The organism is Trujillonella humicola, assembly GCF_046233715.1.
Classification (GTDB): domain Bacteria; phylum Actinomycetota; class Actinomycetes; order Mycobacteriales; family Geodermatophilaceae; genus Trujillonella; species Trujillonella humicola.
In genome coordinates this window covers 1-18,806 of record NZ_JBJNRJ010000030.1, presented here as the reverse complement: position 1 = coordinate 18,806, position 18,806 = coordinate 1, and the positions used below count along the sequence as shown (strand labels likewise).

Genomic DNA, 18,806 nt, shown 5'->3' with positions numbered 1-18,806 from the left:
CGGCCAGGTGGCCGGTCCCGCGGTGCTCCTGCTGCTCGCCGCCGCCCTCCTGAGCTGGCCGGTGCGGCCGGGCCGCGGCCGCCTGCGCCGTCCGGCCCGGAAGTGGGCACGGCCGGTGCGGGCACCGGTGCCCCTGCTGGCGGCCACGGCGGCGGCAGCGGCGGGTTGGGCGGCCGGCACCGTGCTGGTCGCGGCGCTCGCGGCGCCGGCTGCCGCAGCTGCGGTGCTCGCCCGGGAGCGCAGCCGCCGCGGGGGGCAGGAGGAGGAGCGGGTGGCCGCCCTCGCGGAGGGACTGGGCGCCCTGGCGGCGGAGCTGCGCAGCGGTCGCCCGGTGGACGAGGCCGCGGTCGCGGCCGGAGCCGCGTGCGGCGATCCGGCGGGCGCGGACGCGCTGGTCCGGGCGGTGCGGGCGCCGGCCTCGGTCGCCGCGCCGCGGCCGGGCGCCGGCCCCTGGGAGGCGGCGGTCGCCCGGCTGGCCGCCGCCGTGCGGCTCAGCGCCCGCACCGGCTGCTCGCTGGCGGCCGTGGCGGGGGCGGTGGAGGACGACCTGCGGGCCCGCCGCCGGCACGGGCTGGAGCTGCGCTCGGCGCTGGCGGGGCCGCGGGCGAGCGCCGCGCTGCTGGCCGGGCTGCCCGTCCTCGCGCTGCTCATGGGCAGCGGCGTGGGTGCCGACCCGTGGGCGGTGCTCACCACGACGGGCAGCGGGCAGGTCCTGCTCGTCCTCGGGGTGGCCCTGGAGGGCGCCGGCCTGGCGTGGACCGGACGCCTGGTGCGCCGGGCCGCCCGGTGAGCGCTGCGGCGCACCTGCCCGTGGTCCTGCTGCTGGTGGCCGCGGCACTGCTGCTCCGGTCCCCGCCCGGCCGTCCCGCCCGCGACCGCGCGCGGGCCGTCGCCGCGGCGCGGCTGCCCGCCGTGCCGCCGTCCCCGGACCCGTCGGCGGACCCGCGCCGGCGGTGGGTCCTGGCCGCGGTCGCGGGGGTGGCCACGGTGCTGCTCGTGGGCGGGCCGGTCGGGCCGGTCGCCGGAGCCGCCGTCGCCGTCGGCCTGGAGCGGGCGCTGCGCCGCTCGGCCGGCAGCGGGGCCCGGCAGACCCGTGCGGCCCTGGAGGACGAGCTACCGGTGGCCTGCGACCTGCTGGCCGTGTGCCTCGCCGCCGGACTGCCGGTGGGCGGCGCGCTCGCCGCCGTGGCCGGTGCCCTGCCCGGCCCGCTCGGCGAGGAGCTGGCGGTGGTCGCCGGCCGCTACCGGCTGGGTTCGGCGGCGCGGGCGGCGTGGGCCGGGGTCCCGCCGCCCCTGGCCGGGCTGGGCAGGGTCCTGGCGCGGGCCGGGGAGTCCGGTTCCACCGTCGCCGCGGCGCTGCACGGACTGGCGGCCGACCGCCGGGCGGTGCTCCGTGCCGGGACCGAGGCCCGGGTGCGCCGGGCGGGGGTCTGGGTGCTCGCCCCGCTGGGAGCCTGCTTCCTGCCGGCCTTCGTCTGCCTGGGGGTGGCACCGGTCGTGCTCGGCATCGCCGCCGACGTGCTGCCGTGACCGACGAGGCCCGGTCCACAGGAACCGGCTCCCTCCACAGACCGGGCCGCTCGATGGATCCCGGGTGCCGGCCACCCCAGGGTCGGGGCACGGGGCCCGGACCGCGGGCCCGCTCCGGAGGAGGACCCATGAGCGCACAGTCCCCGCACGCCGAGCCGGGGGCACGGCCCGCGGCACCGTCCACCGGCGCGACACCGGAGGAGGACGGGGAGCCGGCGCCGCCGGGGGGCCCGCTCGCCCGCCGGTGGGCGCGGCTGGCGGCGGAACCCGAGGCGGGGATGAGCACCGCCGAGTACGCCGTCGGGACCATCGCCGCCTGCGCCTTCGCCGCGGTGCTCTACAAGGTCGTCACCGGCGGGTCGATCGTCACGGCGCTCACCGACCTGGTCGCGTCGGCGCTGGCCACGCTGGGCTGACCGTGCGGAGCCGCGGAGGAGGGCGACGGGCGTGGCGCGGAGAGGCCGGCATGGTCACGGCCGAGACGGCGGTCGTGCTGCCCGTGCTGCTGCTGGTCCTGGCCGGGGCGGTCGCCGCGGTCACGGTGGTGGGCGCCCACCTCCGCTGCGTCGACGCGGCCCGCGAGGGGGCCCGTGCGGCCGCCCGCGGCGACGACATCGCCGCGGTCCGGGCCGTCAGCGCGGCAGCGGCTCCGCCGGGCGCTGCGACGTCCGTGCAGGTCGAGGGCGCCCGCGTGCGGGTGACCGTCACCGCCCGGGTACCCGCGCTGGGCCCGCTGCCGTTGCGCGTGGAGGTCAGCGCCACGGCGGTCGCGGACCTGGAACCCGGGGTCGTGCCGGGCGGTGCGCCGTGAGACGGCGGGCGACGGCGCTGCGCGGGGAACGCGGTTCGGCGACGGTGTGGGTCGTCGCCCTCAGCGGCGTGCTGGCCGCGGTCGGGCTGGCCGCCGTCCTCGTCGGGACGGCGGTCACCGCCCGGCACCGCGCCACCGCCGCCGCCGACCTCGCCGCCCTGGCCGGTGCAGGTCGCGCGGTCACCGGGGCGGCCGACCCATGCGCCGCGGCCGGGGAGGTGGCGCGGGCCAACGGGGCGTCGCTGGTCGGCTGCTCGGTCGACGGGGCCGTCGTGTCGGTGACCGTCGAGGTCCCGGTGCGGCTCGGCCCGCTGGGCACGCGGCAGGCCTCCGCGCGGGCGCGCGCGGGCCCGGTGGCCCCGGCGGCGTCCGGGCCGGTCGCGGGCGCGGGGGTGTCAGAAGACGAGGTCGTCCTCGCCGGCGCGCGGCGGGACGGCGGCGTCCTCCGGCTCCCCGTCCGCGAGGTAGCCGTCCCCGGGCCCGCGTCCGCACCCCTCGCCGGCGGCCTCCCGCCCGGTGTCGTGCCGGTCCGCGCGGGCGGTGAGGTCCAGCCGCTCGTCCGCGGCCGCCAGTTCGTCGAGGACGACGTCGAGCACCCGCACCGCCCCGGCCTTGTCCAGCGGGTCGTTGCCGTTGCCGCACTTGGGCGACTGCACGCACGAGGGGCACCCGCTCTCGCACTCGCAGCTGGCGATCGTGGCGCGGGTCGCCTGCAGCCAGCGGCGGACCGCCGTGTAGCCGCGCTCGGCGAAGCCCGCGCCCCCCGGGTGCCCGTCGTAGACGAAGACCGTGGCCGACCCGGTGTCGGGGTGCAGGGCCGTGGAGAGCCCACCCAGGTCCCAGCGGTCGCAGGTGGCCAGCAGCGGGAGGATGCCGATGGCCGCGTGCTCGGCCGCGTGGAGGGCGCCGGGCAACGTCGTGTGGTCCACCTCGGCACGGGCGACGGCGGTCTCGTCGAGGGTCAGCCACACCGCCCGGGTGCGCAGCTGACGGGCCGGCAGGTCCAGCGGGAACTCGGCGAGGACCTCCCCGGACCCCAGCCGCCGCCGCTGGTAGGCCACCACCTGGTTCACCACGTCGACGACGCCGGTGTGCACGGTGACGGTGCGCAGCCGACGCGAGCGGTCGACGTCCACGACGGAGAGGTCGGTGACGTCGCGGGCGACGGTCGTCCACTCGGGAGCGTCGGCGTGCACGATCGCGCAGGCGTCGTCGAGATCGAACTCGTCCACGACATAGGTCTCCCCGCGGTGCACGTAGAGCGCTCCGGTGTGCACGGTGGAGTGCGCGGAGCCGCCGTCGACGGTGCCCAGCAGCCGGCCGGTCGCGCCCTCGACGATCGACACCGGCGCGAGACCGTCGCCGCGGATGTCGACCTCCGGCCGCCCCCGGCCGGCCCAGTACCAGCCGGCGGGGCGCCGCCGCAGCAGGCCGTCGGCCACCAGCTCGGCGAGCCGCGCCTCGGCCGCCACGCCACCGAACTCGGGCAGGTCGGCCGGGACCAGCGGCAGCTCGGCCGCCGCGCAGCACAGCTGGGGGCCCAGCACGTAGGGGTTGGTCGGATCGGTGACCGTCGCCTCCACCGGCCGGCCGAACACCGCCCGCGGATGGTGGGCCAGGTAGTGGTCCAGCGGGTCGTCGCGGGCCACGAAGACCACCAGCGACTCCCGCTGGGCCCGGCCCGCCCGGCCCGCCTGCTGCCACAGCGAGGCCAGCGTCCCGGGGTAGCCGGCCAGCACCACGGCGTCCAGCCCGGTGATGTCGATGCCCAGCTCGAGGGCGTTGGTGGTGGCCACCCCGAGCAGCTCACCGGAGGAGAGGGCGCGCTCGAGCTCCCGGCGCTCCTCGGGCAGGTAGCCGCCGCGATAGGAGTCCACGCGGGCAGCGAGGTCGACGCGGCCGCGCTCGACGAGGACCCGCCGCGCCTGGTCGGCGACCGACTCGGCGCTGCGTCGCGACCGCACGAACGCCAGCGTGCGCGCCTGCCGCTCGACGAGGTCGGCCAGCAGCGAGGCGGTGTCGTGGGCCGCGGACCGGCGCAGCGGGGCACCGTGCTCGCCCAGACGCTCGGTCAGCGGGGGTTCCCAGAGCGCGAAGGTGGCCCCGGGCCGGGGCGATCCGTCCTCGGTCACCGCCACGACGGGAGCGCCGACGAGCCGGCCGGCCGCCCCGGCGGGATCCGACACCGTGGCCGACGCGAGGACGAACACCGGCTCGGACCCGTACCGCCGGCAGATCCGCCGCAGCCGGCGCAGCACGTGGCCGACGTGCGACCCGAAGACCCCGCGGTAGGCGTGGCACTCGTCGACGACGACGTAGGCGATCCGGCGCAGCGTCGAGGACCACTTCTGGTGGGCCGGCAGCACGCCGCGGTGCAGCATGTCCGGGTTCGTCACGATCCACCGCGAGTGGCGGCGCACCCAGTCGCGCTCCTCGGTGGGGGTGTCCCCGTCGTAGGCCGCCGGCCGCACCGACGGGTCGGCCAGCGCGGCCACGGAGGCGAGCTGGTCGCGGGCCAGCGCCTTGGTCGGCGCGAGGTAGAGGACGCACGCGCGGTCGTCCTCGGCCAGCCGGCTCAGCGCGGGCAGCTGGTAGGCCAGCGACTTGCCCGACGCGGTGCCGGTGGCCACCACCACCGAGGTCCCGTCGTGGGCGAGCTCGGCGGCCTCGACCTGGTGCCGGTAGGGGGCCCGCACGCCGGCCTCCTCCAGCCGGCGGCGCAGCGCCGGGTCGACCCACGCCGGCCAGGGCAGGGTCCGGCTCTCCCGCACGGGGAGCCGGTGGACGTGGGTGACCGGGTGCTCCTCCTCCGGCGTGCCGTCGAGGAGGTCGTCGAGCAGATCGGCGCCGGGCAGCGCGCCGGCGGTTCCGGCGGGCCCCCCGGTACCGGTGCCCGGGCCGGGAGGGGGAGCCGACCGGACGGGGTGGAGCGCCGTCACCCCACCACTGTCACACCTGCCGGCAAGCGGCGACGGCCTGCCCCTCGTCCCGCTCCGTCTCCAACCGAGGAGATGGAGCTCGTCGGGACTACCGCTACCGGGTGTGACCTCGCTTACACTCACGCGGCGTCCGCCCCGGTGAGCAGCGCCGACCGGACGTGACCTCCGCCGTCCGGGGCGTGTGCGTCCCGGCAGTCGCCGACCGCTGGGAGGAACCACATGCCGGAGACCGCTCTGTCCGGCGGGGACGTCACGCTGGTGCTCGTCGTCCTCGCCATCTCCCTCGCCGCCCTCGCCTTCGCCGGCTTCCTGGTCCGGGCGGTCATCGCCGCCGACCAGGGGACGACGACCATGCGCGACATCGCGCGGGCGGTGCAGGAAGGCGCGGCGGCCTACCTGCGCAGGCAGTTCCGCACGCTCGGCGTCTTCGCCGTGATCGTCTTCGTCCTGCTGCTCGTGCTGCCGGTCGCGGAGGGCGGCTGGGGGACCAGGACCGGGCGCGCGGTGTTCTTCCTTGTAGGAGCGCTGTTCTCGGCGGCCGTCGGGTTCATCGGGATGACGCTGGCCACCCGCGGCAACGTCCGGGTGGCCGCGGCCGCACGCGGTGGCGGCTACGTGCCCGCCTTCCGCATCGCCTACCGCACCGGCGGCGTCGTCGGGATGATCACCATCGGTCTGGGCCTGTTCGGCGCCGCGCTGGCCCTGCTGTTCTTCGACGAGACCGCGCCGGTGGTCCTGGAGGGCTTCGGCTTCGGCGGGGCCCTGCTCGCGATGTTCATGCGCGTCGGCGGCGGCATCTTCACCAAGGCCGCCGACGTCGGTGCCGACCTGGTCGGCAAGGTGGAGGCCGGCATCCCCGAGGACGACCCCCGCAACGCCGCGACGATCGCCGACAACGTCGGGGACAACGTGGGCGACTGCGCCGGCATGGCGGCGGACCTGTTCGAGTCCTATGCCGTCACGCTCGTCGCCGCGCTGATCCTCGGCCAGGTGTTCCTCGGCGCCGACGGCATGGTCTTCCCGCTCGTCGTCGCCGCCATCGGCGTCATCGCCTCCGTGGTCGGCGTCCTCGCCAGCAACCCCGGCCAGTCCGACTCCAGCGGGATGACGCCGATCACCCGCGGGTTCTTCACCTCGGCGGTGGTCTCCTTGGTGCTGGTGGCCGCGGCGTCCTTCACCGTCCTGCCGAGCGTGGCCGACCTCGAGGACACCGCGGTCAGCCCGCAGGTCCTCGGGTTCCTCTCGGTCCTGGTCGGCATCGTGCTGGCCGCCGCGATCCAGCAGCTCACCGGCTACTTCACCGAGACCTCGCGCAAGCCGGTCAAGGACGTCGGCCGCAGCTCGCTCACCGGTCCGGCCACCGTGATCCTCTCGGGCATCTCGCTGGGCCTGGAGAGCGCGGTCTACGCCGCGCTGCTGATCGGCGGCAGCGTCTACGTCGCCTTCCTCATCGGCGGCGGCGCGGCGCTGTACGCCGTGGCGCTCGCCGGGTGCGGGCTGCTCACCACGGCCGGCGTCATCGTCTCGATGGACACCTTCGGCCCGGTCAGCGACAACGCCCAGGGCATCGCCGAGATGTCCGGCGACATCGACGAGGACGGTGCCCGCGTGCTCACCGACCTCGACGCCGTCGGCAACACGACGAAGGCCATCACCAAGGGCATCGCGATCGCCACCGCCGTCCTCGCCGCCACGGCGCTGTTCGGCTCCTACAACGCCCAGGTGGCCGTCGCCCTGGAGGATGCCGGCGCCACGCTCGGCGACGCCTTCAGCCTGGTGAACCCGAACAACATCGTGGGCGCCCTGGTCGGGGCCTCGGTCGTCTTCCTCTTCAGCGGGCTGGCGATCAGCGCGGTCTCCCGGGCCGCCGGCCGGGTCGTGTTCGAGGTGCGGGAGCAGTTCCGGACCCGCCCGGGGATCATGGACTTCAGCGAGCGGCCGGACTACAGCCGCGTCGTCGACATCTGCACCAAGGACTCGCTGCGGGAGCTGGCCACCCCCGGCCTGCTCGCGGTGCTGGCCCCGGTCGCCGTCGGCTTCGGCCTGGGCATCGGCCCGCTGGCGGCCTACCTGGTGGGTGCCATCGCCACGGGCACCCTGATGGCGGTGTTCCTGGCGAACTCCGGCGGCGCGTGGGACAACGCCAAGAAGATGGTGGAGGACGGCGAGCACGGCGGGAAGGGCAGCGAGGCGCACGCCGCGACGGTCATCGGCGACACCGTCGGCGACCCCTTCAAGGACACCGCCGGCCCGGCCATCAACCCGCTGATCAAGGTGATGAACCTGGTGGCGCTGCTCATCGCCCCTGCCGTGGTGGGCCTGTCGCTGGGCGAGGGGCAGAACGACGTGGTCCGTGCCCTCATCGCGGTGGCGGCCGTGGCCGTGATCGTCACCGCCGTCGTCGTCTCCAAGCGCCGGTCGATCGTCGTCGGCGGCGCGGGACCGGCCTCCGCCGGCGGCGAGCCGACCGACGAGCTGACCACGACCGCCCCGTGAGACCACGCCCCGGAGCCTGCCGCGGCGCGTCCGCGGCGGGCTCCGGGGGGCGGTGGCTGTGGACGGGACCGGCCGGTGTGGACGGCCGGCGGCCCTTCGTCGGGGGACCTCCCTAACGTGCCGCGGCGCCGGTCCGTGGGAGACCGGCTCCACCGCCGGGAGGTCGCTCGTGTCCGACAGCATCGCCGTCCAGTTCTCCACCCTCGAGCAGCTGGCCGACGAACTCGTCCTGCTCGGCGCCGAGCTGGCCGGCGAGTCCGACCTGTGCCGGTCGGCGACGTACACGCTCGGGACCGCGGTCGACGGCGAGCTCGGCGCGAGCGCCGGGCAGCTGGGCGCGACCTGGTCGCAGCTGGTGGACCTGCTGGCACAGGGAGCCGGTGCCGTGGGGCACACGCTGCGCGACGCCGTGCACTCCTACCGCGTGCACGAGGCCACGCTCGCCGACCGCAACCTGCACGCCGCGGCCGGGATCCGGGTCCCGTGAGGTCCGGGCTCTCGGCGGTCGCGGCGTGGGACACGAGGCTGCTCGCCAACGCCGTCACCACCCTCGACGACGTCGCCGGGCGGCTGGTGTCCTGGCGGGCGCGCACCGAGCACGTCGGGCGGACGCTCGCGAGCACCGAGTGCTGGTCCGGCGACGCAGGGGGCGCGGCGGCCGCCGCCCTGGCGCGGCTGTCCACCGTCGTCACCGAGGTGACCGCCGCCCTGGAACGGTCGCTGGCCGAGGCCCGCGGGATGGTGGGCGCGGCCACCGTCGCCGCCGGGCGGGCCGGTGACGCCCTGGCGGCCGCGGCGGCGGTCCCGGTGGCGCTCGACGAGCGGGGTGTCCTCGGCCCGCTGCCCCCCGTGCCCCTCGACGCCGGGATCGACCCGGCGACCGCCCTGGCCCGGCAGTACGCCGTCATCGGGGAGCAGGCGGCCGCGGCCGCCCGGGCGGCGGAGGCGGCGGCCGCGGCGCTCGGCTGGGCGGACGTCGCCGTGGGCTCCGCCGGCGAGGCGGCCGGGGTCCTGGCGAGCGTGGGGGTCCTCGGCGGCCTCGCGCCGGTCACGTTCGACGACCTGAGCGCCCTGATCGGACCGGCGGCCGCCGCTGCCGGCCGCCCTCCGCTGGCCCCGCCGGAGGTCGCCGCGTGGTGGGCGGAGCTGTCCGAGGAGGAGCGGCTGGGCTGGATCGACACCGAGCCGGCGCTGGTCGGGATGCTCGACGGCCTCCCCGCCTGGGCGCGAGACCGGGCCAACCGGCTGCTCCTGGACCGGCTCCTCGAGGATCCCGGCCGCCCGGAGGGGTGGACGGTCGCGCTGGCGACGGACGCCGAGATCCGCGCGCGGGAGGAGGCCGGGGAGACCGTGCAGCTCCTCCAGTTCGCGCCGCGGCACGAGATGGTCGCGCTCTCCCTCGGCGACCTCGACACCGCCGAGGCCGTCGCGGTGGTCGTCCCCGGGGTCGGCAACGACCCGATCGGCGACCTGGACGACGTGGCGGCCGATGCCTCCGCGGCCGCGGACGCCGCGGCCGCCGCCGCGCCCGGGCTGGCCGTCGCCACGGTCGCCTGGCTCGGCTACCGGCCGCCACCCGGGGTCGGCGACGGCTTCGACACGGCGGCGGCGCGTACCGGAGGGGTGTCGCTCGACCGGACGCTCGACGGCATCGCGGCCGCCCGTGCCCAGGACCGGCCGCGCGTGACGGTCCTGGCGCACAGCTACGGGACCGTGGTCACCGATCGCGCCGCCGACGCGCCGGGCGAGCTGGCCGCCGACGCCGTCGTGCTGATGGGCAGCCCGGGGGTGGACAACGACCGGGAGGGATTCGAGGTGGCCGAGCTCTACGAGGCCTCCGGTGGTCTGGACCTCATCACGTGGTTCGAGCCCCACGGCGGGCAGACCTGGGACCCCGACACGGGCCTGGACGCCATCGGGCTGCCGACGGAGTGGGACCTGACGCACGGCGACTACTACGACGCCGACCGGCCCACCCTGGCCGCGCTCGGGGAGGTGGTGGCCGGCACCCACGAGGGGTGAGGCCCGGGAACACCCGACCGGCGTCGTCCATTGGAGCGGGTGTCGGCGCGCCCACGCACGGTCGCCACCCGCTCCCGCACCGGGGTCGTGGCCTACCGTGGCGGTCGCCGAGGGCGGACGCGCACGACGGCGTCCCCCGGCGTCCCCGCGCCGGAGCCCACAGCCGAAGCAGCACCGACAGGAGCACCGTGCCCCCCACGAAGACCGCGAAGACCGGCAGCGAGACCGCGACCGAGACGGCCGGCGGGACGCGCACGCCTGCCCGCCGCCGGACCGCCGCGGCCGGCGGACGGCCCCTGGTCATCGTGGAGTCGCCGACCAAGGCGAACAAGATCGCCGGTTACCTGGGCGGCGGGTACGTCGTCGAGGCCAGCGTGGGCCACATCCGCGACCTGCCGCGCAACGCCGCCGACGTCCCGGCCGAGCACAAGGGTGCCTCCTGGGCCCGGCTCGGGGTGGACGTCGACAACGCCTTCGAGCCGCTCTACGTGGTCAGCCCCGACCGCAAGCAGCAGGTCAGCCGGCTCAAGCAGCTGGTGAAGGAGGCCAGCGAGGTCTACCTCGCCACCGATGAGGACCGCGAGGGCGAGGCGATCGCCTGGCACCTGGTGGACACCCTCAAGCCGCGCGTCCCCGTGCGCCGGATGGTCTTCCACGAGATCACCCCGGAGGCCATCGCCCGCGCCGTCGCCAACCCGCGGGAGCTGGACACCGCGCTGGTCGACGCGCAGGAGACCCGGCGCATCCTCGACCGCCTCTACGGCTACGAGGTCAGCCCGGTGCTGTGGAAGAAGGTGCTGCCCAAGCTCTCGGCCGGCCGCGTGCAGTCGGTCGCCACCCGCATCGTGGTCGAGCGGGAGCGCGAGCGGATGGCCTTCCACGCCGCCGACTACTGGTCCCTGGAGGGCACCTTCGCCGTCCCGGGCACCGCGGCCGGCGCGGACGAGGGGGAGCCGACCACCCTGCGCGCCAAGCTCGTCAGCGTCGACGACAGCCGGGTGGCCACCGGCCGCGACTTCGACCCCGCGACCGGCCGGGTGACCGGTGACGTCGTGCACCTCGACGAGGCCGGCGCCCGCGGGCTCGCCGCCCGCCTGGAGGGCCGGCAGGTCACCGTCGGCCGGGTCGACGAGAAGCCCTACCGGCGGCGGCCGTACGCCCCCTTCACCACCTCCACGCTGCAGATGGAGGCCGGTCGCAAGCTCGGCTGGTCCTCGGCCCAGGTCATGCGGGTGGCGCAGCGGCTGTACGAGAACGGCCACATCACCTACATGCGCACCGACTCGACGAACCTGTCGAACGAGGCGATCAACGCCGCGCGCAGCCAGGCCCGGGAGCTCTACGGCGACGCGTACGTCCCGGCCGAGGCGCGGCGCTACGCCAAGAAGTCCAAGGGCGCCCAGGAGGCGCACGAGGCGATCCGCCCCGCCGGTGACAGCTTCCGGACGCCGGGCCAGCTCGCCGGTCAGCTCGCCCGTGACGAGTTCCGGCTGTACGAGCTGATCTGGCAGCGCACGGTGGCCTCGCAGATGGCCGACGCCGTCGGGCAGACGGTGAGCATCCGGCTGGCCGGCCGCAGCGCCACCGACGAGGCCGTGGAGTTCACCGCCAGCGGCCGCACCATCACCTTCCCCGGGTTCCTGCGGGCCTACGTCGAGTCCCGCGACGAGGGCAGCAGCGCCGGCGACGACGACCAGGGCGCCGACGACGCCGAGCGCCGGCTGCCGCGCGTCGAGCGCGGTCAGCAGCTGGACACCCGGCAGCTGGACGCGAAGGGCCACACCACGACGCCGCCGTCCCGCTACACCGAGCCGAGCCTGGTGGCGCGGCTGGAGGAGCTCGGCATCGGCCGCCCGTCGACCTACGCGTCGATCATGCAGACCATCCAGGACCGCGGGTACGTCTGGAAGAAGGGCTCGGCACTGGTGCCCTCCTTCGTCGCGTTCGCCGTGGTGAACCTGCTCGAGCAGCACTTCGCCCAGCTGGTCGACTACGACTTCACCGCGTCGCTGGAGGAGGAGCTCGACGAGATCGCCGGTGGCACCCTGCAGCGGGTCACCTGGCTGACCGAGTTCTACTTCGGCGGCGAGGGCGGTCACGCCGGCGCCATCGCGCAGGCCGGCGGGCTCAAGCGGGTCATCGGCCAGCGGCTGGAGGAGATCGACGCCCGCGGTGTCAACTCCATCCCGCTGCGGGCGACGGGGACCGACGGCGAGCCGGTCGTCGTCCGGGTGGGCCGCTACGGCCCTTACCTGCAGGCCGGGGACGACGGCGCGCGCGTCAGCATCCCCGAGGACCTCGCCCCCGACGAGCTGACCGGCGAGAAGGTCGCCGAGCTGCTGGCGGCGCCCTCCGGTGACCGTGAGCTGGGCACCGATCCCGACAGCGGCCTGCCCGTCGTGGTCAAGGCCGGCCGGTACGGCCCCTACGTCACCACCGTGGTCCCGGAGGGCAGCAAGGAGCAGCCGCGGACGGCGAGCCTGTTCTCCTCGATGTCCCCGGAGACGGTCACCCTCGAGCAGGCGCTGCAGCTGCTCACCCTGCCGCGCACCGTCGGCACCGCCCCCGACGGCGAGGAGATCCAGGCCCTCAACGGCCGCTACGGTCCCTACCTGAAGAAGGGCAGCGACTCCCGCTCCCTCGACGGGGAGGACAAGCTCTTCAGCACCACGCTGGAGGAGGCGCTGGCCATCTTCGCCCAGCCCAAGCAGCGCGGGCGCCGGGCCGCCGCCGCCCCGCTCAAGGAGCTCGGCCCCGACCCGGTGACCCAGGGGGCGATCACGGTGCGCGAGGGCCGCTTCGGCCCCTACGTCACCGACGGCGAGACCAACGCGAGCCTCCGCAAGGGCGACGACGTCGAGTCGATCAGCCTGGAGCGCGCCGCGGAGCTGCTCGCCGACCGGCGCGCCCGCCCGGCCGCCACGAAGAAGAAGGCGACCAAGAAGGCGCCGGCCAAGAAGGCGACGGCCAAGAAGACCGCGGCGAAGAAGACGACGGCGGCCGAGAAGGCGCCGGCGAAGAAGAAGGCAGCGACCTCGGCCGACGCGGTCCCGCTCGCCTGAACGGGCCGTGACCGGCTCCCCGGACCCGGCCGGCTGGCAGGCGCGGCGCACGTCCTTCGGGTCGGTCGCGGCCGACTACGCCGCGCTCCGCCCGGGATACCCCCCGGGTGTCGTGGCCTTCCTCCTCGGCCCCCGCCCGCGTCGGGTGCTCGACCTCGGCGCAGGCACCGGCCTGCTCACCCAGGTCCTGGTCGCCGCCGGGCACGAGGTGGTCGCCGTCGACCCCGCGGCGCCGATGCTGGCGCAGCTGCGCGCCCGCCTGCCGCAGGTGCAGGCCGTGGTCGGGGACGCCGAGCGGATCCCCCTCCGGGACGCCTCCGTCGACGCCGTGGTCGCCGGCCAGGCCGCCCACTGGTTCCGGCCGGAGGAGGCCGCCCCGGAGCTGCGCCGGGTGCTGCGCCCCGGCGGGGTGGCCGGCTTCGTGTGGAACACCCGGGACGAGCGGGTCCCGTGGGTGCGCGCCCTGGGCGCGGCCCTCGCCCGCGAGGCCCGCGGGCAGGAGGCCGACCAGGGGATCGTGCAGGCCTTCGCCCGGGCCCTGCCGGCGCGGGTGGTGCACGTGGAGTCGTCGGTGGTGCAGCGGGTCACCCCCCGGGAGGTGGTCGCGGGGATCGGTACCCGCAGCTACGTCGCCACCATGGATCCGGCGAACCGGGAGGCCTTCCTCGGGGGTCTCGCGGACCTGCTCGCCGGCCACCCCGGCACGCGGGGGCACGCGGTCCTGCAGCTGCCGTACCGGACCGACGCCTACCGGCTCGAGCTCAGCTGATCCGCTGCCCGACGGCGAACACGCGGCGGAAGGGCAGGACCGTCGTCCCGTCCGGGCGCGGCGGGTAGGCCTCCCGCAGGCCGGCGGCGTAGGTCGCGGTCAGCTCGGCACGCTCCGCGTCGTCGAGGAGGGCCAGGACCGGCCGCAGCACCGTGCTGCGCACCCAGTGCAGCACCGGGTCCTCCCCGGTGAGCACGTGCAGGTAGGTGGTCTCCCATGCCTCGGTGCGCAGGCCGGCGTCCTCGAGCAGGGCCAGGTACCCGGCCGGGTCGAGCACCGGCGACGGCGGGGGAGCGGCGGCGGCCAACCGGCCGCGCCACCGCGGCGCGGCGCACAGCCCCGCCAGCAGCCGGTGCGTCGGCGCGCCGGCGTTGCCGGGCACCTGCAGGGCCAACCACCCGCCGGGGGCCAGCTGCCCCGCCCAGCGGGTCAGCAGCTCCTCGTGCCCCGGGACCCAGTGCAGGACGGCGTTGGTGACCAGGACGTCGACCGGCTCGGCGGCCGTCCACTCCCGCGCGTCGCCCGGCACGAACCCCACCCGGCCGGGGACGGCGTGCCGGGCGGCGGCCGCCAGCATCTCGGCGGAGGAGTCGATGCCGGTGATGCGCGCGCCCGGCCAGCGCCGGCCGAGCGACGCCGTGAGCGCCCCCTCGCCGCAGCCCAGGTCGACCACGACCCGCGGGTCCACCGCCCCTACCCGGGCCAGCAGGTCGGTGAACGGGCGTGCCCGCTCGTCGCCGAAGCGCAGGTACCGCGCCGGGTCCCAGGCGGCACCGGCCACGGGGTCGACGGTCACGGCGCCGACCCTACGAGCGCCTCGGGACCGTCACCCCCGGCCGGTAGCGTGACGCCCGCGCGACCGGTCCTCCGGCCGCGGCCCGCCCGCACGACACCGGGAGAGCGTCATCCCCAGCACCGACCGCCCCGGCACCTTCCTCGCCTTCGAGGGCGGGGAGGGGGCGGGCAAGTCCACGCAGGTGCGGCTGCTCGTCGAGTGGCTCGCCGCGGCCGGTCACCGGGTGCGGTCGACGTTCGAGCCCGGCGACACCCCGGCCGGAGCGGTGGTGCGGCAGCTGCTCCTCGACCGCGCCGACCTGGCACTCGGTCCCCGCGCCGAGGCGCTGCTGTACGCCGCCGACCGGGCCCAGCACACCGCCGAGGTGCTGCTGCCGGCCCTCGAGGCGGGCGAGGTGGTGGTCACGGACCGCTTCGTCGACAGCTCGCTGGCCTACCAGGGCGCCGGCCGCGCGATCCCGCGGGACGAGGTCGCCCGGATCTCCCGGTGGGCGACGCAGGCGCTGGTGCCCGACCTGACGGTGCTGCTGGACCTGCCGCCGGCGACGGGGCTGGCCCGTGCCCGCGGTCGCGCCGCCGCCGACCGGATCGAGGCCGAGTCCCTGGACTTCCACGAGCGGGTGCGCCGGACCTTCCTGGAGCTCGCCGCCGCCGAACCGGACCGCTACCTCGTGCTCGACGCCACCGGCTCGCCCGAGGAGCTCGCCGGGCGGATCCGCGACCGGGTCGGCGCGCTGCTCGCCCCGGCGGTGACCCGGTGAGCGCCGCCACGGCCGAGGGGGTCTGGTCGGGGCTGGTCGGGCAGGACGACGTCGTGGCCGTGCTGCGCGGCGCGATCGCGGATCCGGCGGCGATGACCCACGCCTGGCTGTTCACCGGGCCACCCGGGTCGGGACGGTCGGTGGCGGCCCGCGCCTTCGCCGCCGCGCTCCAGTGCCCGGCCGGGGGCGACGGCACCTGCCACGCCTGCCGCACGGTGCTCGCGGGCACGCACGCCGACGTCTCGGTGATCGTCCCCGACGGGTTGTCGATCGGCGCCAAGGAGGCCCGCGAGCTGGTGCGCCTCGCCGGCCGGGCGCCGTCCCAGGGGCGTTGGCAGGTCATCGTGGTCGAGGACGCCGACCGGATGACCGAGCACGCTGCCAACGCCGTCCTCAAGATGCTCGAGGAGCCGCCGCCGCGGACCGTCGTCATGCTCTGCACGCCGAGCCTGCACCCGGACGACATCATGGTCACCATCCGGTCCCGCTGCCGCGTGGTGGGCCTGCGCACGCCGCGGGTGGAGGCGATCGCCGACGTCCTGGTCGCGCGGGACGGCGTCGATCCGGCGATGGCCGCCTGGGCCGCCGCGGCCTCGGGCGGCCACGTCGGCCGCGCCCGCCGCCTCGCCCGCGACGAGGGCGCCCGGCTGGCCCGCAAGGCGGTGCTCGACGTGCCGGTCTCGCTGGTCTCGCTCGCAGCGTGCCTCACCGCCGCCGACGACCTGGTGGCCGCGGCCAAGGAGGAGTCCGACCAGGCCACCGCCGCTCTGGACGGCACCGAGACCGAGGCGCTGAAGAACAGCCTCGGGGTCGGCGCCCGCGGGCCCGGGGTGGCCGCGGCCAGCCGGGGCGCCGGGCAGCTCAAGGAACTGGAGAAGCGGCAGAAGTCGCGCGCGACCCGGCTCGGGCGCGACTCGCTGGACCGCGCGCTGGTCGATCTCGCCGCGCTCTACCGCGACGCGCTGGTCCTGGCCGCCGTCCACGGGTCCGGGCACGAGCCGCCGCCCCTGGCGCACCCCGACCGGCGGGCCGACGCCGAGGAACTGGCCGCCCGCATCGGCGCGGAGGGGGCCCTGCGGCGGATCGACGCGGTCCTGGCCTGCCGGACCGCGCTGGAGCAGAACGTGAAGCCGCAGTTCGCCGTGGAGGCGCTCACCGTCGCGCTGCGACTGCCCGCCGAGCGGGGCTGACCGCACCTCCCGACCGGTGCACGGACCCGCCGCGGCGGTGCCGTAGGCTGGCTGCGCACGTCCGCCGCCTTAGCTCAGTCGGTAGAGCATCTCACTCGTAATGAGAAGGTCGTCGGTTCGATTCCGACAGGCGGCTCCACACCACCGCGCGGTCAGGCGGCCGTGACGTCCTCCGTGGCGCTCCGATCGGGCTGCGGCCCGCGGACCAGGCGCGCGGGGTTGCCGGCGTAGAGCCCGCCCGGTACGCAGTTGCGCCGCACGATCGAGCCGGCCGCCACCGTGCAGCCCGCTCCGATCGTCACGCCGGGCAGGATGACCGACCGGGCACCGATCCAGGCGCCGTCCTCGATGGTGACCGGCTTGCCGACGGCCTTCCCGGCAGCCCGGCCGTTCGTCCCCTTCTCGTGGGTGCTCGTGAGGATCAGCACCTGGTGGCCGACGTAGACCTGCTCGCCGAGGGTGATCGGGGCCATGGAGTCGAAGACGACGCCCATGTTCACCCCGCTGCCGCGGCCGATGGTGACGTCGCGGCCGCCGAACCACACCCCGGAGCCGATCAGCGCGGGTTCGAACGGGAAGCCGCACGCGCGCAGGAGCCGCCACCGCTGGCTGAAGGGCACCAGCGGGTGTGCCAGCACCCCGTTCACCACGGACCGGAAAGCGCCTTCACGGATCTCCGCCAGAACTCCCATGCGGCGACCGTAGGGACGTGTGACGCCGGGAACACGACCTCGGCCGAGCGCGTGACCCGCACGGGTGATGGCCGCAGCCTGCGTCCGTCCGCCGGAGGTCGTCGTGGGGTGAAGTGGGTCACAGCAGGGTATCGCAAGCCGTACGATTGCCAAGGCCGCCGCTGCGGGTGAAGATGTGACCGATGTCAACACGTCAAAGCATCCGCGGGCTCCGCCGGGTGCCGGGGAGCTCTGCATGAGACTCGGTCTCCACCTGAACGACTACTCGCACCTCGGCGAGCCGGCGCAGATGGGACCGGCGCTCGCGCGGATCGCCCGGGCGGCCGAGGACGCCGGGTTCGCCCGGCTGAGCACCACCGACCACCTGTGGCAGATCAGCCTCATCGGCGAGGAGAACGAGCCGATGCTGGAGGCCTACACGACCCTGGCCTTCCTGGCCGGGCAGACCTCGCGGATCGAGCTCCAGACGCTGGTCACCGCGGCGACCTACCGCGCTCCCGGTCTGCTGGCCAAGATGGTGACGACGCTCGACGTGCTCTCCGGTGGGCGGGCGTGGCTGGGCATCGGCACCGGCTGGAACGAGCAGGAGGCGACCGGCCTCGGGCTGCCCTACGACTCCCACGACGGGCGGTACCACCGGCTGGAGGAGACCGTCCGCATCTGCCTGCAGATGTGGAGCGGCAGCGACGACCCGATCGTCACCGAGCACCACCAGCTCGGGCAGACGCTGAACGTGCCCCTCCCGGTCCAGCAGCCGCGTCCGCGGCTGCTGATCGGCGGTGGCGGTGAGCTGCGCACGCTGAAGCTCGTGGCGAGGTACGCCGACGCGATGAACGTCTGGGGCGGGGAGGACGCCGGGCAGAAGATCACCCGGCTGCGGGAGCGGTGCGCGGAGGTCGGCCGCGACCCCGGCGAGATCGAGAAGACCGCCCTGTGGACGTTCGACGTCGAGGGCCCGCGTGGCGCCGACGGCGTCCTCGAGGACCTCCGCCGCCTGCACGAGCTCGGCTTCACGACCGTCTACGGGTGGGTGCCCGACCTCGGCTCCGAGGCCCCGCTGGAGGTCATCGGCTCGAAGGTCGTCCCGGAGATCAGCTCCTGGTGACCCCCGCCGCGGGAGCCGGCACCGCACGTCAGGCACGCACCAGCACGCCCGAGATGTCGCAGAGGAGAGAGGAACGGTCATGAACGTCGAGGACATGATCATGATCAGCATCGACGACCACGTCGTCGAGCCGCCCGACATGTTCAAGAACCACACCCCGGACAAGTGGAAGGACGAGGCGCCGAAGTCCATCCCCGACGAGAACGGCTACGAGAAGTGGTGGTTCCAGGGGAACTCGATGGGCACCGTCGGGCTCAACGCCGTCGTCGGCTGGCCCAACGAGGAGTGGGGCCTCAACCCCGCCACGTTCGCCGAGATGCGCCCGGGTGCCTACGACATCCACGAGCGGATCAAGGACATGAACCGCAACGGCATCCTGGCCTCGATGTGCTTCCCCTCCTTCGCCGGCTTCAGCGCCCGCTACTTCCAGGAGGCCAAGGACAAGGACCTTGCCCTGATCTTCCTCAAGGCCTACAACGACTGGCACATCGACGAGTGGTGCACCGCCTACCCCGGCCGGATGATCCCCTGCGCCATCCTCCCCGTCTGGGATCCCGTCGAGCTGGTCAAGGAGGTCGAGCGGGTCGCGGCCAAGGGCGTCAAGGCCGTCACCATGCCCGAGCTGCCGCACATC

16 protein-coding genes, 1 tRNA gene and 1 pseudogene are annotated in these 18,806 nt (G+C 75.9%); 15 read left to right on the top strand and 3 right to left on the bottom strand.

What is annotated here, in order from left to right; all coding sequences use genetic code 11:
* Positions 1-7 precede the first annotated feature (7 nt).
* From ACK586_RS15325 to ACK586_RS15305, 5 genes and pseudogenes are all read left to right on the top strand, one after another.
* On the top strand, positions 8-790 hold the full coding sequence (locus tag ACK586_RS15325) for a type II secretion system F family protein (RefSeq protein ID WP_409331355.1): 783 nt from the start codon (positions 8-10) through the stop codon (positions 788-790).
* Positions 787-1,530 (top strand): type II secretion system F family protein, encoded by a 744-nt coding sequence (locus ACK586_RS15320; protein WP_409331354.1) that lies wholly within the window; start codon positions 787-789, stop codon positions 1,528-1,530. The genes ACK586_RS15325 and ACK586_RS15320 overlap by 4 nt, the downstream gene beginning before the upstream one ends.
* Before the next feature lie 128 nt (positions 1,531-1,658).
* A complete protein-coding gene (locus tag ACK586_RS15315; RefSeq protein ID WP_409331353.1) occupies positions 1,659-1,946 on the top strand; it encodes a DUF4244 domain-containing protein in 288 nt (95 codons plus the stop codon).
* Positions 1,947-1,996: 50 nt separating this feature from the next.
* On the top strand, positions 1,997-2,341 hold the full coding sequence (locus ACK586_RS15310) for a TadE family type IV pilus minor pilin (RefSeq protein ID WP_409331352.1): 345 nt from the start codon (positions 1,997-1,999) through the stop codon (positions 2,339-2,341).
* Positions 2,338-2,682: pseudogene (locus ACK586_RS15305) on the top strand (Rv3654c family TadE-like protein); the annotation flags it as partial. The gene ACK586_RS15310 and the pseudogene ACK586_RS15305, both read left to right, overlap by 4 nt.
* Positions 2,683-2,736: 54 nt before the next feature.
* On the opposite strand, the gene ACK586_RS15300 reads toward ACK586_RS15305, so the two are convergent.
* Positions 2,737-5,280: a DEAD/DEAH box helicase gene (locus tag ACK586_RS15300; RefSeq protein WP_409331351.1), complete on the bottom strand. Its 2,544-nt coding sequence runs from the start codon at positions 5,278-5,280 to the stop codon at positions 2,737-2,739.
* Positions 5,281-5,499: 219 nt separating this feature from the next.
* On the opposite strand from ACK586_RS15300, the gene ACK586_RS15295 reads away from it, so the two are divergent.
* The 5 genes from ACK586_RS15295 (at position 5,500) to ACK586_RS15275 (ending at position 13,629) form a co-directional block, all read left to right on the top strand.
* Positions 5,500-7,776 carry a sodium-translocating pyrophosphatase gene (locus tag ACK586_RS15295; protein WP_409331350.1) on the top strand — a complete coding sequence of 759 codons (2,277 nt, stop codon included), beginning with the start codon at positions 5,500-5,502 and terminating at the stop codon, positions 7,774-7,776.
* Positions 7,777-7,945: 169 nt separating this feature from the next.
* Entirely contained in the window at positions 7,946-8,263 is a 318-nt protein-coding gene (locus ACK586_RS15290) for a hypothetical protein (RefSeq protein ID WP_409331349.1), read from the top strand.
* Positions 8,260-9,798: an alpha/beta hydrolase gene (locus ACK586_RS15285; RefSeq protein WP_409331348.1), complete on the top strand. Its 1,539-nt coding sequence runs from the start codon at positions 8,260-8,262 to the stop codon at positions 9,796-9,798. The genes ACK586_RS15290 and ACK586_RS15285 overlap by 4 nt, the downstream gene beginning before the upstream one ends.
* Positions 9,799-9,986: 188 nt before the next feature.
* Positions 9,987-12,860 (top strand): type I DNA topoisomerase, encoded by a 2,874-nt coding sequence (gene topA / locus ACK586_RS15280; protein ID WP_409331347.1) that lies wholly within the window; start codon positions 9,987-9,989, stop codon positions 12,858-12,860.
* Between the two features lie 7 nt (positions 12,861-12,867).
* A complete protein-coding gene (locus ACK586_RS15275; protein ID WP_409331346.1) occupies positions 12,868-13,629 on the top strand; it encodes a class I SAM-dependent methyltransferase in 762 nt (253 codons plus the stop codon).
* On the opposite strand, the gene ACK586_RS15270 is transcribed toward ACK586_RS15275, so the two are convergent.
* Positions 13,622-14,425 (bottom strand): trans-aconitate 2-methyltransferase, encoded by an 804-nt coding sequence (locus ACK586_RS15270; protein WP_409331345.1) that lies wholly within the window; start codon positions 14,423-14,425, stop codon positions 13,622-13,624. The genes ACK586_RS15275 and ACK586_RS15270 overlap by 8 nt on opposite strands.
* Before the next feature lie 109 nt (positions 14,426-14,534).
* Here ACK586_RS15270 and tmk point away from each other — a divergent pair, with 109 nt between their 5' ends.
* From tmk to ACK586_RS15255, 3 genes are all read left to right on the top strand, one after another.
* On the top strand, positions 14,535-15,185 hold the full coding sequence (gene tmk, locus ACK586_RS15265; RefSeq protein WP_409331387.1) for a dTMP kinase: 651 nt from the start codon (positions 14,535-14,537) through the stop codon (positions 15,183-15,185).
* Positions 15,182-16,375 carry a DNA polymerase III subunit delta' gene (locus ACK586_RS15260; protein WP_409331344.1) on the top strand — a complete coding sequence of 398 codons (1,194 nt, stop codon included), beginning with the start codon at positions 15,182-15,184 and terminating at the stop codon, positions 16,373-16,375. The genes tmk and ACK586_RS15260 overlap by 4 nt, the downstream gene beginning before the upstream one ends.
* A gap of 63 nt (positions 16,376-16,438) precedes the next feature.
* Positions 16,439-16,514, top strand: a tRNA-Thr gene (locus tag ACK586_RS15255).
* Between the two features lie 13 nt (positions 16,515-16,527).
* Here the strand turns inward: ACK586_RS15255 and ACK586_RS15250 are convergent.
* The gene (locus ACK586_RS15250; protein WP_409331343.1) at positions 16,528-17,067 is read right to left on the bottom strand and encodes an acyltransferase; all 540 of its coding nucleotides are present in this window, start codon (positions 17,065-17,067) and stop codon (positions 16,528-16,530) included.
* 235 nt (positions 17,068-17,302) lie between these two features.
* On the opposite strand from ACK586_RS15250, the gene ACK586_RS15245 reads away from it, so the two are divergent.
* Both ACK586_RS15245 and ACK586_RS15240 read left to right on the top strand, forming a co-directional pair.
* The gene (locus ACK586_RS15245; protein ID WP_409331342.1) at positions 17,303-18,172 is read left to right on the top strand and encodes an LLM class F420-dependent oxidoreductase; all 870 of its coding nucleotides are present in this window, start codon (positions 17,303-17,305) and stop codon (positions 18,170-18,172) included.
* Positions 18,173-18,251: 79 nt separating this feature from the next.
* Positions 18,252-18,806, top strand: a 555-nt coding sequence (locus ACK586_RS15240; protein WP_409331341.1) for an amidohydrolase family protein, incomplete at its 3' end; no start/stop codon positions are given.

What these genes read in the sequence shown, in the direction of transcription:
- ACK586_RS15295 (WP_409331350.1), top strand. Translation starts at nt 5,500, where the DNA reads ATGCCGGAGACCGCTCTGTCCGGCGGGGACGTCACGCTGGTGCTCGTC.
- ACK586_RS15245 (WP_409331342.1), top strand. Translation starts at nt 17,303, where the DNA reads ATGAGACTCGGTCTCCACCTGAACGACTACTCGCACCTCGGCGAGCCG.
- ACK586_RS15310 (WP_409331352.1), top strand. Translation starts at nt 1,997, where the DNA reads ATGGTCACGGCCGAGACGGCGGTCGTGCTGCCCGTGCTGCTGCTGGTC.
- ACK586_RS15315 (WP_409331353.1), top strand. Translation starts at nt 1,659, where the DNA reads ATGAGCGCACAGTCCCCGCACGCCGAGCCGGGGGCACGGCCCGCGGCA.
- ACK586_RS15250 (WP_409331343.1), bottom strand. Translation starts at nt 17,067, where the DNA reads ATGGGAGTTCTGGCGGAGATCCGTGAAGGCGCTTTCCGGTCCGTGGTG.